The organism is Clostridium sp. OM02-18AC, assembly GCF_003481825.1.
In the GTDB taxonomy this organism is placed as follows: Bacteria; Bacillota; Clostridia; order Lachnospirales; family Lachnospiraceae; genus Brotaphodocola.
The window spans coordinates 1-16,405 of record NZ_QULW01000019.1 but is presented as its reverse complement, the minus strand read 5'-3'; the positions used below and the strand labels follow the sequence as shown (position 1 = coordinate 16,405).

At 48.5% G+C, this 16,405-nt stretch carries 15 protein-coding genes, 2 tRNA genes and 1 pseudogene; 2 read left to right on the top strand and 16 right to left on the bottom strand.

Going from position 1 to position 16,405, the window contains the following annotated elements:
* Positions 1-13: 13 nt before the first annotated feature.
* From DXB18_RS12930 to DXB18_RS12915, 4 genes are all read right to left on the bottom strand, one after another.
* A tRNA-Val gene (locus tag DXB18_RS12930) sits at positions 14-86 on the bottom strand.
* Between the two features lie 170 nt (positions 87-256).
* A complete protein-coding gene (locus DXB18_RS12925) occupies positions 257-868 on the bottom strand; it encodes a class I SAM-dependent methyltransferase (RefSeq protein WP_118541175.1) in 612 nt (203 codons plus the stop codon).
* Positions 865-1,206 (bottom strand): arsenate reductase family protein, encoded by a 342-nt coding sequence (locus tag DXB18_RS12920; RefSeq protein ID WP_118708224.1) that lies wholly within the window; start codon positions 1,204-1,206, stop codon positions 865-867. Before DXB18_RS12920 ends, DXB18_RS12925 begins: the two co-directional genes overlap by 4 nt.
* A 123-nt stretch (positions 1,207-1,329) precedes the next feature.
* Positions 1,330-1,527 (bottom strand): hypothetical protein, encoded by a 198-nt coding sequence (locus tag DXB18_RS12915; protein WP_118541179.1) that lies wholly within the window; start codon positions 1,525-1,527, stop codon positions 1,330-1,332.
* Positions 1,528-1,797: 270 nt separating this feature from the next.
* Here DXB18_RS12915 and DXB18_RS12910 point away from each other — a divergent pair, with 270 nt between their 5' ends.
* Positions 1,798-2,889, top strand: a complete 1,092-nt coding sequence (locus DXB18_RS12910; RefSeq protein ID WP_118708222.1) for a ribonuclease H-like domain-containing protein — start codon at positions 1,798-1,800, stop codon at positions 2,887-2,889.
* 86 nt (positions 2,890-2,975) lie between these two features.
* Here DXB18_RS12910 and DXB18_RS12905 read toward each other — a convergent pair whose 3' ends face one another.
* Entirely contained in the window at positions 2,976-4,463 is a 1,488-nt protein-coding gene (locus DXB18_RS12905) for an aldehyde dehydrogenase family protein (RefSeq protein WP_118708290.1), read from the bottom strand.
* A 675-nt stretch (positions 4,464-5,138) separates the two neighbouring features.
* On the opposite strand from DXB18_RS12905, the gene DXB18_RS16235 reads away from it, so the two are divergent.
* Entirely contained in the window at positions 5,139-5,276 is a 138-nt protein-coding gene (locus DXB18_RS16235; protein ID WP_182430571.1) for a hypothetical protein, read from the top strand.
* On the opposite strand, the gene DXB18_RS12900 is transcribed toward DXB18_RS16235, so the two are convergent.
* The 11 genes and pseudogenes from DXB18_RS12900 to DXB18_RS12850 form a co-directional block, all read right to left on the bottom strand.
* A complete protein-coding gene (locus tag DXB18_RS12900) occupies positions 5,270-7,201 on the bottom strand; it encodes a diguanylate cyclase (RefSeq protein ID WP_118708220.1) in 1,932 nt (643 codons plus the stop codon). The two genes, DXB18_RS16235 and DXB18_RS12900, sit on opposite strands and share 7 nt — an antisense overlap.
* 266 nt (positions 7,202-7,467) lie before the next feature.
* Positions 7,468-8,346, bottom strand: a pseudogene (gene trpB / locus DXB18_RS12895) (tryptophan synthase subunit beta); the annotation flags it as partial.
* Between the two features lie 387 nt (positions 8,347-8,733).
* Positions 8,734-9,387 (bottom strand): fructose-6-phosphate aldolase, encoded by a 654-nt coding sequence (gene fsa, locus DXB18_RS12890; RefSeq protein ID WP_118541187.1) that lies wholly within the window; start codon positions 9,385-9,387, stop codon positions 8,734-8,736.
* Between the two features lie 208 nt (positions 9,388-9,595).
* Entirely contained in the window at positions 9,596-10,288 is a 693-nt protein-coding gene (locus DXB18_RS12885) for an L-ribulose-5-phosphate 4-epimerase (RefSeq protein ID WP_118541189.1), read from the bottom strand.
* 209 nt (positions 10,289-10,497) lie between these two features.
* Positions 10,498-12,114: an FGGY-family carbohydrate kinase gene (locus DXB18_RS12880; RefSeq protein ID WP_118708218.1), complete on the bottom strand. Its 1,617-nt coding sequence runs from the start codon at positions 12,112-12,114 to the stop codon at positions 10,498-10,500.
* Between the two features lie 200 nt (positions 12,115-12,314).
* On the bottom strand, positions 12,315-12,458 hold the full coding sequence (locus DXB18_RS16365) for a hypothetical protein (RefSeq protein WP_195715064.1): 144 nt from the start codon (positions 12,456-12,458) through the stop codon (positions 12,315-12,317).
* Between the two features lie 206 nt (positions 12,459-12,664).
* The gene (locus DXB18_RS12870) at positions 12,665-13,717 is read right to left on the bottom strand and encodes an NrtA/SsuA/CpmA family ABC transporter substrate-binding protein (RefSeq protein ID WP_118708214.1); all 1,053 of its coding nucleotides are present in this window, start codon (positions 13,715-13,717) and stop codon (positions 12,665-12,667) included.
* Positions 13,718-13,736: 19 nt separating this feature from the next.
* Positions 13,737-14,450 carry an ABC transporter ATP-binding protein gene (locus tag DXB18_RS12865; protein ID WP_118541249.1) on the bottom strand — a complete coding sequence of 238 codons (714 nt, stop codon included), beginning with the start codon at positions 14,448-14,450 and terminating at the stop codon, positions 13,737-13,739.
* 23 nt (positions 14,451-14,473) lie between these two features.
* Complete coding sequence (locus tag DXB18_RS12860) at positions 14,474-15,310, bottom strand: ABC transporter permease (protein ID WP_118708212.1); 837 nt, start codon at positions 15,308-15,310, stop codon at positions 14,474-14,476.
* Positions 15,307-16,026: a hypothetical protein gene (locus DXB18_RS12855; protein WP_118708210.1), complete on the bottom strand. Its 720-nt coding sequence runs from the start codon at positions 16,024-16,026 to the stop codon at positions 15,307-15,309. Before DXB18_RS12855 ends, DXB18_RS12860 begins: the two co-directional genes overlap by 4 nt.
* 226 nt (positions 16,027-16,252) lie before the next feature.
* Positions 16,253-16,324: transfer RNA gene (locus DXB18_RS12850), tRNA-Glu, on the bottom strand.
* Positions 16,325-16,405 lie beyond the last annotated feature (81 nt).

The following is a 16,405-nucleotide window of genomic DNA, read 5'->3' as shown; positions in this document are numbered from 1 at the left end:
TTTGGTTTTGGTATGGGGCCTATAGGGCTCGAACCTATGACCCTCTGCTTGTAAGGCAGATGCTCTCCCAGCTGAGCTAAGACCCCATATCGTCTGTCCGAGTGATGTCTCACTCAACAGTGCTTACGTAGTATAACCTTTATTGTTCTAATTGTCAATACTTTTTGTACAATTTTTTTATTTTCTTTTTTCCACATTTCCGATAGACATGGAACTGCTACGAAAATGGATCACATAGCTTTATGCGTTGCTCTGCCTAAGCAATCTCAAACAGTACAATCCGCTCCCTTACATCCTTCCCGTCAAACAGATCCCTGCAGTCGATCTCATCCGCGAACATCAGCTCATCCACGGTCATCAGATAGACCATATACTCGTCGGACGGATAATAGAAAAACAAGCGGATCTCTCTTGGATTTTCATACCAAGAATCCAGAATCCGCCGGACTACTTTCTTCAGCAGCTCCACAGAAAACGGGTTAAAGAAATAAGCGCGGTTCACCGTTTCCGGCACCTCATACGCTCCTGCATCGGCCAGAACAAACTCTGTCCGGCTTCCGGAAACCGCTGTTTTCTGATTTTCTACAGCAGCCTCATAGATACGCGGATCATATTCCACGCCAATGCTGTGGCAGCGAGTCTGATACGATAAGTAGCAGTCCACCCGTCCCTTTCCGCAGCCATAATCCAAAAGGACATCTCCTTTTCGAATCCACCCGCAGTTGGCCAGACGCTCCAGTACCGCATACGGTGTCGGCTCGTAGGGATAACGGTATTGGTCCGCATTGGAATCGTCCCGTCCCATCGTTTTGATCTTCAGCAGACGGTCCCACTGGTTTTCTTCCTGTTCTGAATATCTTCCGCTCATGACCAGCCCTTCCACACATCTGGCTGATAGCCGATCGTAGACTGCTTACCATTTCGCACGACCGGAGTTTTGATCACCTGGGGATTTTCCAGGATCTTCTCCAGCTTATCCTCTGCTGCCAGATAGCGGATCAGCGCCAGCGTATCCTGGTCTTTCGCATCCGGATTCAGCATGGCTTCCAGGCCGCCATTCGCCTGCGCTACGGAATTGAATTCGCCCTTGCTCATGCCCTTTTCCTTCATATCTATAAACTGAAACCTAATCCCGCGCTCCTTGAAAAAACGTTCTGCCTTGCGGGTATCGCTGCACTTTTTTGTGCCGAAGATCTGAATATTCATGTCAATCTGCCTTTCTATTTCTTTAATCTGTTTTTTCTTCCAACGTTCCGACTTACTGTCTTGCAACAAAACAACTTGTCATTTTGTTCTGTTTTCCAAAACAAACTGAACCGTTTTTACCTTTCAAAACTTCTCCGGCAATGCTTCCGGCCAGATATCTCCCTCGTCCAGCCCCTGCTCTGTCAGCCACGCATCCTCCACCGATACATACCGTTCGGTTCCATCCTCCCGGAGCAGAGTCACAGAAACCTTCGGGGACTGCCCTGGCAGCAGACCTTCGCATCCATACTCCCCATCAAAAATATGTTTGATCTTCCACATGTTCTTTTCCTGCCTCTTTGTTATCTTCACTGGAAATAAGTATAATGGAAAAACAACTTTCCCGCAAGAATATTGTAAATTTGACATTCCCTGCACCTGCCGTTATAATCAAGTCGGGCACGGGCAAACTATACTTTCTGCTTTGTCTTTTCCGCGGTAGCCGCATCATGCGGTCTGTTTCCGCACACGTGTCTGGCAACCTCATACGACTACGTTACTGTTCATGCGCAATGTCCGTAACACAATCACCAATGATAAGGAGTTTTCCCATTGATCACCATAGAAAAAAAGCTCCAGCTTCCCGACACCTACCCGTTAGAGCGGATCGGAAAACTGGAGGATCTTCTCTTTTTTGATATTGAAACCACCGGCTTTTCCGGTGACCGCTGCCAACTGTATCTGATCGGCTGCACCTATTACAAAGACAATACCTGGAACCTGATCCAGTGGTTTGCGGATACCAGGGCAGCTGAAGAAGACTTGCTGCACAATTTTTTCAAATTTTTGAAACAATATAAAACACTGGTACATTTTAACGGGGATGGGTTCGATATTCCGTTTTTATTAAAACGCTGTAAACATTTCAATCTGCCCTACAGCTTTGACAATGTAGCCAGCTTTGATATCTATAAAAAAGTAAAGCCATACCGGAATCTTCTGGGGCTGGACAGTTTAAAGCAGAAATCCATCGAACAGTTTCTTGGGATTTCCCGCACCGACAAATACAATGGCGGACAGCTCATTGAAGTCTACAAAGACTATCTGATGACACACGAAAAAGAGCTGTACGACCTGCTTATCCTGCACAATGAGGACGATTTAAAAGGCATGCCTTCTATTCTTCCGATCCTGAATTATCCGGATCTGTTAGAGCATGCTTTCACCCTGAAAGAACAGCAGATTGTGGACGAGTCCCTGGCAGACGGACAGACCCGCCATCTGTTAAAGCTCATCTGCCAGAGTCCCTATTCCATTCCGGTTCCGGTCAAAGCAGCGATGCCGCCAGCCAGATGCCGGATCGAGCAGGATCAGGTTATCTTTTTTGTCGAACTGACCGAAGGCACCCTTAAGCATTTTTATCCGGACTATAAGGATTACTACTATCTTCCCTTCGAAGACCGCGCTGTCCACAAAAGTATCGGCGCATGCGTGGACAAAGAAGCCCGCATCAAGGCGACAGCCTCCAACTGCTATACCAAAACCACCGGATTTTTCCTGCCCCAGTTTGAGGCAATCTGGGAACCCGTCATGAAGCAGGAATACAAAGATAAAATGCTTTACGCTGCACTGGGCGATGTGTATCTCGCAGAGGAACACTGCCTGAATCAATACACCAGTGCCATTCTTTCTTATCTGAAATAACGATGCCACCCGACATAACACAGGCCCGGAATCCCATGTTCTCTAGATCCCGGGCCTGTACTTCTTATATGAAATTGTCCCCCGTTTTACCTTGCCGGATAAAAACCTGACGGCACTTCATTGAGATTGATCATGATGTTTTTCGTCTGGCTGTAAGCATCCAGGATTGCCTTGTCGTTCTCACGTCCGATACCAGACTGTTTGTAACCGCCAAACGGTGCACCTTCCGGAATCTGATTGTAGGTGTTGACCCATACACGTCCGGTCTCAATGCTTCCTGCTACCCGCAGTGCACGGTTTAAGTTCTGGGTCCATACTGCGCCGCCCAGACCGTATACCGAATCATTTGCCATGGCAATGACCTCTTCCTCGGTCTTGAATTTGATCACAACCGCTACCGGTCCGAAGATTTCTTCCTGTGCTACCCGCATATCATTGGTTACATTCGTGATCAGGGTCGGTTGGATAAAGCTGCCCTTGTCACATCCATTTTCTGTGTAGAAATCACCGCCGCAGGCCACGGTTGCGCCCTCTTTCTTTGCCAGTTCCACATAAGAGAGGATCTTTTCTGCCTGTCTGCGGTTCACCTGGGCTCCCATCTGGGTTTCCGGATCCAGCGGATCTCCAACCTTCACTTTTCCAAACGCATCCACCAGGGCTGCCACAAACCGGTCATAAATCTCTTCCTGTACAAAGACGCGGGAACCTGCGCAGCATACCTGACCCTGATTAAAGAGGATACCAAGCTGGACTCCGTCTACCGCCATATCCCAGTTGCAGTCCGCAAAAATGATGTTGGCACTCTTGCCGCCCAGTTCCAGGGTAGACGGGATCAGTTTCTCTGCTGCCGCCTTCGCCACATTCTTTCCGATCTCGGTAGAACCGGTGAAAGCCAGCTTGCACAGATCCGGATGATCCAGAAGATACTGACCGGACTTGCTGCCAGAACCGGTTACCAGATTCAGCACACCCGCCGGGAGCAGATCCGCGATCAGTTCGGTAAACACCAGCATACTTAAGGAAGTTGCGGAAGACGGCTTAAATACCACACAGTCGCCTGCTGCCAGTGCCGGAGCCAGCTTCCATGCTGCCATCAGGAATGGGAAGTTCCACGGTACGATCTGTCCCACAACACCGATCGGCTCACGGAGTACAAGGCTCATCATATTGCCGTCCAGCACAGAAGCCACACCTTCATCGGTACGGATCAGGCTTGCATAATAGCGGAAGTGACGGATGGAGTACGGCACATCAATGGCTGTAGTCTCACGAATTGGTTTTCCGTTATCCATCGTCTCTACCTTTGCCAGCCATGCCGCATTTTCTTCGATGCGGTCTGCGATCTTCTCCAACAGTGCCGCACGCTGCTCTTTTGTGGTCTTCTTCCATTCCGGATATGCTTTCCACGCTGCCTTTACTGCCGCATCCACATCTTCTCTGGTAGCTTCTGCACATTGCGCCAGTTCCTGTCCGTTAGCCGGGTTCTTGCTGGTGTAAACCGCACCGTCCGAAGCCGGGCGCCACGCTCCGTCAATAAAAAGTCCATACACGTTCTTTAAAGTCTGCTCTGCCATAAGTGAATCCTCCATTTCTGCGATCTGAAAATAGTTTGTCCGGTAGTTTTCGTTCCTGTTCACTGCACCGGATTTCTTATGGCTTCATTATAGGGTTTATCTGGTATTATTGAAATCACCAGAATCATTCTTTTTTCAGATATCAGTTTTCCCCTTGTTTTCCAAAAATATCAAAAAGTCAAACGGATTGTCTTCTTATTTTCCTGACAAGTACCAGCTCGGATCTATTTTCAGAGACCAGATAATAAACAATATCGCACAGTAACGAATAAAAGGTCCGGGCGTGTACGAGTCTGACTTCTTCCATTTTCACATATCGTTGTTCGCTTGCTTTCGCTGACACATGTTCGCCTGCATCGGATTACATCCGCTGCATTCGGACATGGGTCCTCAAGAGGCGAAACAACTGATATGCTGAAAATTCCAGAAGCCAGACTCGCACACGCCCTACTTTTTGGGCACCGCTGCGTACGAAAAAACCTGCAACCATTACTGATTTGACCGATAGTTATCCTATTTTCATCATTTCAGTAATGGTTGCAGGTTTTTTATATGTAATGGAGCCAGTATAGTAGAAAGCCCCTGCTCCGCCATGCGTAAGCGCATTCTTTTAGCCTGTTGCAGCCCGTTTTGTGAGCATAGCGATCGTTTCGGAGCTCTGTCTGAGCGAACGCAGTGAGCGAGTTAGCGGAGGAACGATCAATCGGCGGCGGAGCAAAACGGGTGAAAACAGGCGTGAATGCGCTTATGCATGGCGGGGCGGGGGCTTTCGGAACTATTGATGCTTACTGTACGATATTGTTTATTTATTGAATCTCCTGCATTTTCTGCTTAATCTTCTGTTCGATCTCCATCAGGCATTCAATCAGGATCGGATTGAAGATTCCGCACTCTCCATTCAGGATCATTGCGATTGCTTTCTCATGGCTGTAGCCCTTTTTATAGGCGCGCTCACTGATCAAGGCATCGTAAACATCAGCCAGTGATACAATCTGGGCGGAAATCGGGATTTCATCCCCAACCAGTCCATCCGGATAGCCTTTTCCGTCATACCGCTCATGATGCCACCGGCAGATCTGATACGCAATATCGATCAGTGCTTCATCTTTGTAGCGTTCCATCTTACTCAGCATGGACGCACCGATCAGGGTATGCTTTTTCATTTCCTCGAATTCTTCTTTTGTCAGTTTTCCCGGCTTGTTCAGGATTTTCTCGTCGATACCGATCTTTCCGATATCATGGAACGAAGATGCGGTGGAGATCATCTGACAGAGTTCTGGTGTCAGGTGATACTGGTCTGTTTTTTGTAAAATTCCTTCCAACAGCATTTCTGTCAGCACTTTGATATGCAGAACATGGAGACCACTCTCTCCATTTCGGAATTCTACAATCTGGCTTAAGACTTCAACCATCATCTGGTTATTCTTTTCATTTTCATGGATCTGGTCGGATACCAGGGCGATCAGCCGCCGCTGTTTTGCGTAAAGCTTAATGGTATTGAATACTCTCTGACGAACCACACGGTTGTCGAACGGACGGCTGATATAATCCGATACCCCTAACTGGAATGCTTTCCGGATAAAGGCACCCGATTCTTCGCTTGAGATCATGATGACCGGAATATCTTCGATCCAATGGTTCCGATTCATGCTCGCAAGCACTTCAAACCCGTCCATGACCGGCATGACAATGTCGAGAAGAACTACGGAAATTTCTTTTCCGTACTGTCTTAAAAGTGCCAGACTCTCTTCTCCATTATCAGCTTCGACGATGTCAAAATCGTCTTCCAGCATGGTAATTAAGATGTCACGGTTCATTTCGGAGTCATCGACCACAAGGATTTTCTGCTTATGCATATCGCCATTCTTGTTCAGTCGTCTTGCCTCCTGCTCCGTCACGACCATATTTTTCTTGTTTTTCGCCTGATACATCAGGTGGTCGGCTCTGGCTACTGCAAGATCGATTTTTTCACTCTGGCAGAGGACGCCGCCAATGCTGATGGAAATCTGCAGCTTGGTATAGCCCGGAATGTTCGCCTCATGGACACGGCGCTTGATTTCCTGCAGCTTTTTGTTGAACACTTCTTCGCCGATATCCGGCATGACTAGCAGAAATTCGTCACCGCCAAAGCGGACCAGACTATCGGATTTGCGCGTGTATTTCCGGATAACATCGGCGACGGTACGCAGCGCCATATCGCCGGCATTATGTCCGTATGTGTCGTTATATAATTTGAAGTCGTCCAGATCCACCAGGGCAATCCCGGCATTCCACTCCCGGTCTTTCATCTCGTCTTCATAATAACGCCGGTTGTAGGAATCCGTGATCGCATCTTTGTAAAGCTTGTCATTGTAATGGACAAACAGATCCACAAGTTTTTTATGGTTCAGCTGACCAAATGACCATTCATTATCCAGCAGACGAACCAGCTCCATGATATACTCTTTCCCGCCAATTTCTACATAACGGGCGATCAGCTGGTATAAAACATCATCGAAGACTTCCAGTTTTCCACGTTCTGTTCTGCTGGCTGCCGCATTCGCAACCACACAGTTCTGGCACTGCTGTTCCATTTTCCGGAAATTGCAGGGACTGCATGCATCGGATTCTGATCTGCAGCGTTCCCGGATCTGATCTGCTTCGTCTACCGAAAACAGCCGGACTGCCTGGAATATTTTTTTGAAATTTTCGATTTCTTTCTCTGCCTGTCGTGGTGTCATTTTTTCGTCTACTGCCATATATATATGCTCCGCCTTTACATGCGCCGGATCTGTGAAAACTCCTTCGATCTGCGTTAACTATTATATCTAGGATAACATTTTACAAAGGAAATAACAACCCGCTATTGTGTCATATTTCGACAGGCTCTGACAAAATATAACGTTTCCAAAGGAGCGTTTTCTGTTTCCGCCACACCTGCGTAAGCAAACAGCAGCAAGCACAAAAATTACTGGTTATGCACCGCCTCACACAGTTCCCGCACATAAGCCTGAATATGCTCCGATGCGATCTGCCCGTATTCGTCCTGGCAGAAATACAATTTCATGCCGTGGAAGATCCCCAGACGTCCTGTGGCAATGGTTGCTGCCGTTTCAGCGGTATTCACACCCCGTCCGGCTGCCTCGCAGCCGATCAGCTGCACGTCTTTGTCTTCAATAAAGTGGTAAAACGCTCCAATCGCGTTGGAGCCACCGCCCACGCAGGCCAGCACAGCATCCGGAAGCCGTCCTTCTTTCTCTAACATCTGCTGCTTGATCTCTTTGGAGATCACTGACTGAAAATCTCTCACGATCGTCGGAAACGGATGCGGTCCCATGCAGGAACCAAGCACATAGTGGGTATCCTCAATGCGGTTCGTCCACTCCCGCATAGTCTCAGATACCGCATCTTTTAAGGTTCCGGTTCCGGATGTCACCGCATGGACTTTCGCTCCCAAAAGACGCATCCGGTATACATTCAAAGCCTGGCGTCTGGCATCTTCCTCGCCCATGAAAACCTCACATTCCATTCCCACGAGGGCCGCCACCGTTGCAGTAGCCACACCGTGCTGACCGGCTCCGGTCTCCGCGATGCCCCTGGTCTTTCCCATCTTTTTTGCCAAAAGCATCTGACCGATGACGTTGTTGATCTTGTGGGCACCGGTATGGTTTAAATCCTCACGCTTTAAATAGATCTTTGCCCCACCAAGATCTTTCGTCATGCGCTCCGCATAGTAAAGGCGGGACGGGCGGCCTGCATATTCATTTAACATGGTTGTCAGTTCCCGGTTAAACTCCGGATCATCTTTATAATGCTTATATGCCTCTTCCAGCTCGATCACTGCATTCATCAGGGTTTCTGGAATGTACTGACCGCCGTGAATACCAAATCTGCCTTTGCTCATAATAGTTCCTCCTCATTTGCTTTGTGGTTATTTCGAAAGAAACAAGAAATCAACGGAGTTCTCTTTCCAAAAACATTTCCAGAAAAGAAAAAATCCCGGCATAGCCAAAGCTATGCCGGGACGAATGTGATCGTGCTACCACCCGATTTTCACAGAATCAAAAAGCAGATATTCCACATCGGAATATCTGCCACCAATCTGTCTCATATCCAGGTACGGAAACACTTCCTACTGAGCGAATTTACAAACTCAGGATTTTTGTTTCGATACCCGTATCCATTAACGCTGGAACACGGCCTCAGCTACTTGCGAAAGCGTTCGCCTGGCGTCTCACAAACCCATTCCAAAAGAAGCTTCATACAATCTGTCAACTATTAATTTTACAGATTATTCTCCAAATACAGCCTTGTAGTCTGCCTGGAATTTCTCAATACCCTGATCGGTTAACGGATGCTTGGTCATCTGAACCAGTACCTTGTACGGAACGGTTGCGATGTCAGCACCTGCCTTTGCGCAGTCGATCACATGGATCGGGTTGCGGATGCTTGCTGCAATGATCTCGGTCTGGATGTCGTGCATCATGAAGATCTCGGTGATCTCGTTAATCAGATCAATGCCTGGCATGGAGATGTCGTCCAGTCTGCCAAGGAACGGGGAAACATAGGTTGCGCCTGCTCTTGCAGCTAACAGTGCCTGTGCTGCGGAGAAGATCAGGGTTACATTGGTCTTGATGCCCTCTGCATGCAGAACCTTCACTGCCTTTAAGCCTTCTACGGTCATCGGGATCTTAACAACCATGTTTGGATGAATGGCTGCGATCTCACGTCCCTCTTTGATCATGCCCTCTGCGTCAGTGGTGGTTGCCTTTACCTCACCGCTGATCGGTCCGTCTACGATGGAAGCGATCTCTGCGATAACCTGATTAAAATCGCGGCCCTCTTTTGCGATCAGGGACGGGTTGGTGGTAACACCACAGATAATGCCCATATCGTTTGCTTTGCGGATCTCGTCTACATTCGCGGTATCTACGAAAAATTTCATGATTAAAAATCCCCCTTATTTTTTGATGTTTGTGACTGTAAAGGTAAAGAGCAGTCACGATATTCTATCAAAATTGTACTACCTGTCTGCAAATTTTGCAAACAATTTTTCATTTTTACGCACAATTTTACCTGAATTTATGATTGTGGTTCACGTAAGGTTCCTGTACACGCGCAAGTGTGTCCGGCAGCCAGATTTTCGATTCCTGTTATTTCTGACCGTAATAAGCATTTGGTCCATGTTTTCTCATAAAGTGCTTGTCCTGCATACACTGCGGCGTGCGGTTATCTGCATTCGGATTGATGAGCTCCGTCATAAAATTCATCTTTGCGATCTCTTCCAGCACGACTGCATTGTGAACAGCCTCCGCTGCATTCTTGCCCCAGGTAAACGGACCATGGTTCTTGCAGAGAACAGCCGGAACATACATCGGGTTTTTGCCTTTGAAGGTTTCCACGATAACAAGGCCGGTGTTCTTTTCGTAACCTTCCTCGATTTCCTCTGCAGTTAAGTTTCTCGCACACGGAATCTCGCCATAGAAATAATCTGCATGGGTAGTTCCGTAGCACGGAAGTCCTCTTCCTGCCTGTGCCCATGCCGTTGCATGCGGGGAATGGGTATGTACAATGCCGCCAATCTCCGGGAATGCTTTATAAAGCTCTACATGGGTCGGGGTATCGGAGGAAGGATTCATGGTTCCCTCTACCCGGTTTCCGTTTAAATCCATAACTACCATATCTTCCGGTTTCAACAGATCGTAATCGACACCGCTCGGTTTGATCACGAACAGGCCGCTTTCCCGGTCAATTCCACTGACATTCCCCCAGGTATAGGTGATCAGCCCGCGCTTTGGCAGCTCCATATTTGCTTCATATACCTGCTGTTTTAATGCTTCCAGCATACCTTTTTTCCTCCCATTTCTTACTGCTTTTCCAGCAGCTCTATTCTGTCCGGACCTGTCTCTGGTTTCTTCTGGTCTTTCTCTGGTTTTTCTGCTTTATCCTTTTTCTCTTTTCCTTTGCAGTTTTCCCAGCCTTATTGTAAAAGTGCCCGGATCAAAGGGTCAGAGGAGGTTGTCACCTCCAGCCCCATTCCAAACCTGCATGTCCTTCAAGCCTTCTCCGGCATTGCCTCCACGGCTGCCCGCTCAACCGGCAGACCTGCATGGTAGCGTACCATAAATTCATCAAAGCCCTTGACATCGTCTGCATCCGGCTCTACGACTGTGCCGTGCTGGCCGCCAAATACCTTATTCTCCAGATATGCATCCAGAGTCTCACCGTCTTCCTTCCATACACGGTAGGATGCAAGCAGTGCTGCGCCCCATGCACCGCCCTCTCCGGCTGTCTCCATGACCTCGACCGGAACCCCGGCTGCTGCTGCCATAATCTTCTGGCCCACGCCCTTAGTCTTAAAGAGACCGCCATGTCCTAACAGGACGTCCAGCTTAACCTGCTCTTCGCGGAACAGAATGTCAAGACCGGTCTTTAATGCGCCAAGGGAAGTATACAGATGGGTCCTCATAAAGTTTGCCAGATTGAATTTATCGTCCGGGCGACGTACAAATAACGGGCGTCCCTCTTCGAAACCGGTGATGTGCTCACCAGAGAAGTAGTTGTATGCCAGAAGTCCTCCGCAGTCCTTATCGCCCTCTAAGGCCTTGTTATAAAGAACACCAAACAGGCGGTTCATATCGGCCTCCATGCCCATGCTCTCCATAAACTCTTTAAACAGGTTTACCCATGCATTTAAGTCAGAAGTGCAGTTGTTGCAGTGTACCATGCCTACCAGGTCTCCGGCCGGTGTGGTAACCAGATCGATCTCCGGGTGTACCTTCTTTAATTCTTTCTCCAGAACGACCATTGCAAATACGCTGGTGCCTGCGGATACATTACCGGTACGCACCTTAACGCTGTTCGTTGCAGTCATGCCAGTACCTGCATCCCCCTCCGGCGGGCACATCGGGATGCCTGCCTCCAGGTTTCCGCTTACATCCAGAAGCTTTGCACCTTCGGCTGTCAGGGAACCTGCATCCTCACCGGCAACCAGAGCCTTCGGCAGGATGTCGCGAAGCTTCCAGGGATAGCCCTTCTCTGCTACCAGTGCATCGAACTTTTCTACCATCTTCTGGTCAAAATCGTGGTTGTGGATGTCAACCGGGAACATACCTGCTACATCGCCGATGCCCAGGACCTTCTGTCCGGTCAGCTTCCAGTGTACATAGCCTTCCAGAGTGATCATGTAATCGATATCCGGCACATGCGGCTCTCCGTTTAAGATCGCCTGATACAGATGTGCGATGCTCCAGCGTTGCGGGATCGGATAAGAAAACAGCTCTGTCAGCTTCTCGGAAGCCTCTCCGGTGATGGTATTTCTCCAGGTACGGAACGGAACTAAAAGCTCTCCGTTCTTATCGAATACCATATAACCATGCATCATGGCACTGATGCCGATGCCGCCTACTGTATGCAGTGTTTCGCCATACTGGCTCTTTACATCCTCTGCCAGCTTTGTGTATGCATCCTGGATGCCGCTCCAGATATCCTCTAAGGTATAAGTCCAGATACCATCGGTTAAGCGGTTCTCCCAGTCATGGGCACCGGATGCGATGGGCGTGTGGTCCTCTCCCACTAAAACAGCCTTGATACGGGTGGAACCGAACTCAATACCGAGAGCGGTTTTCTTTTCCCGGATCCACTGTGCGATTGTCTCTTTGTTTGCACTCATGCGTATACCCTCCTTGCATTTCAATGGTTTTATTTTACTACTTTTTCACAAAAAAGTCTTGTGTTTTTCGTCTGTTTTTCCCATTTTTGCCACAATGTTGTACTTTCTCTTGCCTGATTTCAAAATCCTGTCATGTATCTTTGTATAAATATTGTCGTATTTTAGCAATTTTTGCTCATTGAAAAGACAACTTTCTCTGATCAGATAACCCGGCGCACGCAAAGGATCGTCCGGTATGTCGCATAGCTCGTAATGATCCCGTTTTTCGTATTGCTGGCATGAACAATTTTTCTTTTTGCTTCTTCAATCTGACTTTCTGTGCCAGCCAGAGTGTTCTTTATCACCGGTGCGGGCTGACAGATTGCTGATGCAAATTGCTGTGGAGGGCGTGGAACAGATTGGTAATCCCACATATCAAATGTCTGTGACAGCCGTGGCACTGTATGGCACGATTCTCCTGCGTATGCCTGCGACGGCAGCACCAGCTGCCCATCCTTCTTATTCTCCTGTGTACAAACTTTTTATCCTGTTTCGTTGCACTGCAACAATTTTATTTGATAAACAGACTGTTTACATCCAGTGCCTCGTCGATCATGCCGGACTCCAGCATGAAATCTGCAGTCTTCTGGAATCCATCGATGTCGTCCTCGCTGATATTCAGGGAGAAATCGTAGTAGTCATACATCTCTCTGACTGCTTCCTCATCCAGATCAAGCTCCTTTGCCACAATGCTCATAGTCTCGTCCGGGTTTTCCTTCATGAAATCCGCAATCTCCTGCTGGGATTTTTCAAGCTGCGCGATCACCTCCGGATGCTCATCATAGAACTTCTGGGTGGTAGCCACTGCAATGATCGCCTTGATGAGTCCCTCTCCATCGGTTACCTTGTGGTAGCCCTGCTTGTCAGCATTGTAGGCAACCGCACCAGCTAACAGCGCTACGTCTACACTGCCGCCATCCAGGCCTGCCTTCGCATCCGGGATGCTCATGCTCACATAGTTTACATCATCCATGGTCATGCCAGCCTGTGCCAGGTAAGATACTAAAAGCTCATGCAGGTTTGTACCAGCCGGACCTGCAATGGTCTTGCCCTTTAAGCTCTCCGGAGTAGTCAGACTCTCGTCCTTGGAATACATGCAGAATGCCTTCGGGGAGCGGCTGTACATATTCAATACTTTAATATCCGCGCCATTTGCTGCAGACAGGATCACAGAGGTTGCGCCAACTGCATATAAAACCTGCACATCGCCAGATGCCAGCGCCTGTGTCTGGTCTGCGCCGGAGGTGATCTCCGCGTACTCGGTGGAAATGCCCATCTCACCGAAATCCTTCTCAAAGATTCCCTGGTTCTTCTCAATGATCGTCGGCACATTCAGCGGAGACGTTACATAAGTAAATACCAGCTTGTCCAGATCAGATCCTGCCGCTTCGCTTTTCTCTGCCTCGCTCTCTGCGGCATCTGTTTCTGCGCCTGTTTCCTGCGCAGTACTTTCTGCAGCACTTTCTGCTGCCGTTGTCTCAGCCTCTTTCTTAGAACTTCCGCAGCCAGTCAGGGACGATACTGTCATGCATGCAGCAAGTCCCAGTGCGATCCATTTTCTCATAATGTTGTTTCCTCCTCAGTCACATAAAATTTAGATTGTTTATAATATCCCGTTTCAGGGAAATAAAACCGTCATTCAGAAGATTTCTCTCCTCTGCCGGTGTCTCCACCGGATACACCTTTTTCACCAGGCCCTTTTCGATCACTACGATCCGGTCTCCCAGGATCAAAGCCTCATCAATGCTGTGTGTCACAAACAGGATGCTTCCCTGTTTTTCTTTCTGCACCCGCAAAAGCTCCTTCTGCATCTGTGCCCTCGTAAAATGATCCAAAGCCGCAAAAGGCTCGTCCATCATAATAAAATCTGGTTCATATGCTAACGCCCTTGCGATCGCCGCCCGCTGCTTCATGCCTCCGGAAAGCTGGGATGGAAAGGCTTTCTCAAACCCAGAAAGGCCAACTGTATGGATCAGCTTCCGGATCATTTCCGGATCCTGCCTGTTTTTCTTTACGCCAAACACCACATTGTCCCAGACATTCAGCCACGGCATCAGCCGCGGCTCCTGGAAGACAAACGCAGTCTTATGGTTTCCATCCCACAAAATCTCACCGCCATCCGCTTCTTCCAGCCCGCCGGTCAGGCGCAAAAGCGTCGTTTTTCCACAACCGCTCTGTCCCAGGATCACCGTGATCGTTCCAGCTGGAATATCCAGATCAATGCCATTTAACACCGGGACGGTTCGGTCCTCAACCTGGTAGGATTTCTGTATGTTTTTTAATCGAATTCCTGTCATTGCTGCCATGTTCTCCATTTTAACTATCTTTCACTATCCGTCCCTCTCACGGTTGCCAGGCACCAGCTCGTGACGAATCCAAATAACCAGTCTGTCAGGTATCCGACCAGTCCGATCACCAGAATACCAACAATGACCTTATCAGTCCGTGACATCTGCTGGGCAAAGAGGATCATATGTCCCAGTCCCGTGGATGCCGCCACCATCTCCGCTCCAATGATCGCACGCCAGCTGTAGCCCAGGCCAATACGCATCCCCACCAGAATGTCTGCCATCGCATACGGCAGTACGATCCGGAAAAACTTCTGACGTTTCGAATATCCAAACATCGTCCCGACCTCCAGAAGCTTTTTGTCACAGCCGGTAAAGCCTTTCACGATATTTAAATACATCGGAAAAAACGAAGCCAGAACAATGATCACTGTCTTGGTCGTCTCCCCAATCCCACACCACAGGATCAGAAGCGGGATCATGCTCAGCGGCGGTACATTGCGGAAAAACTGCACTGCATGCTCATAAAAACCGGAAGTTGCCGGAAACAAAGCACGGAGCATGCCAAGCACAAATGCCAGAACAAAGGCGATAGTAAATCCTTTGATCACGCGCAGAAAGCTGATGCCAATGTCCCGCGCAAGTTCTCCGCTCTGCAGCATCTTCAAAAAACTTTGAAATACTTTTTGAGGTGACGGAAGCACATAAGCACTTAAAAGCTCCATGCGGCACACCAGATACCAGGCCGCAAAAACAACAAGCACACCAGCAACAGGCTGAAGAAAGGATAACGGAATGCCGATCCTGTCTCCCTGTTTTTGCCGGAAAGCACGGTCGGTGCGAATGTATGCTTTCTTTTTTTCCTTCATCGTACTCCATCCCCCATATGACAACCCTGGCTGCAGTAAAGCAATTCCAGAAGCAGCGGATCGCGCTTCATTTTGCCATATCCTGAATCTGAAACCTTTTTCCGTCTTTCAGATTCTCTTTCTGCTTTCTGTCCTGCAGCTTCTCCTTCTGATAAACCACCTGCCACCGCCTCACCGCTCTGCTCCAGATAAGTCTCAATCTCTTCTCTTCCGCTTAAGCTTACCACCGGGACCTTAAGATCTGCAAAAAATCCTGGTGGAATCGGGCTGGCCTCCGGTGCATCTTCCGGTGTCTCGCCAAGCTCAGCAAGGAAATCCTTCCAGCTCACAAAACGGGTCCGCGGCAATTCTAACGCATTTCCCTGCTCTGCCAGAATGCGGCAGGGTGTCGTGATAATCTTGTCTCCATCTGCCAGATCGCTTCTGGCACTGAGTTCCCTGGCACAATGGATCAGGATTGGCTCAATGTCCGCCACCTGAATGGGAACCCCCTTTTCTTCTTTATACCGCTCAATCAGATTCACAGCCTCCGGACACCTGGCATCCGCCACCATTCCGTTTGCATGATTCATCAGATTCTCATATTGTTTTTTCACGCTGCTGCACCAGTCTTTGCAGCAGCGCACCTGCGTAAGATGATGCTCTGTTAAAATCCGCTCTAAATTCTGCTCCGATATCATACGCTCCGATACCGGATTGATCCATAAATATGTCAAATAATCTTCCTCTTGTTGTCTCTCTGTGTTAGTTCTCCGTTTTTCTCCATTCTCAATTTTCCGAGACATTTCTGGATTGCCGGAGTTCTCCTATAATTAGCTCTTGCTAACCGTGCTGATAAGCATACCAAAGTTATAGGCAATTGTCAATTTGTATTTTTCTCACTTAGCGAGCTCCTAATGAATATAGAAAAAAGCCAGACAAACCTGTCTGACTTCAACCTTATGACCTCGCCGGGAATCGAACCCGGGTTTACGCCGTGAGAGGGCGTCGTCTTAACCGCTTGACCACGAGGCCGTATTTAAATTTTAGAGGCATGTACCCTCAAAACCACATATTGAATTTCATCCGTTTTCTTTTACCTAAACCGTCTTGGTT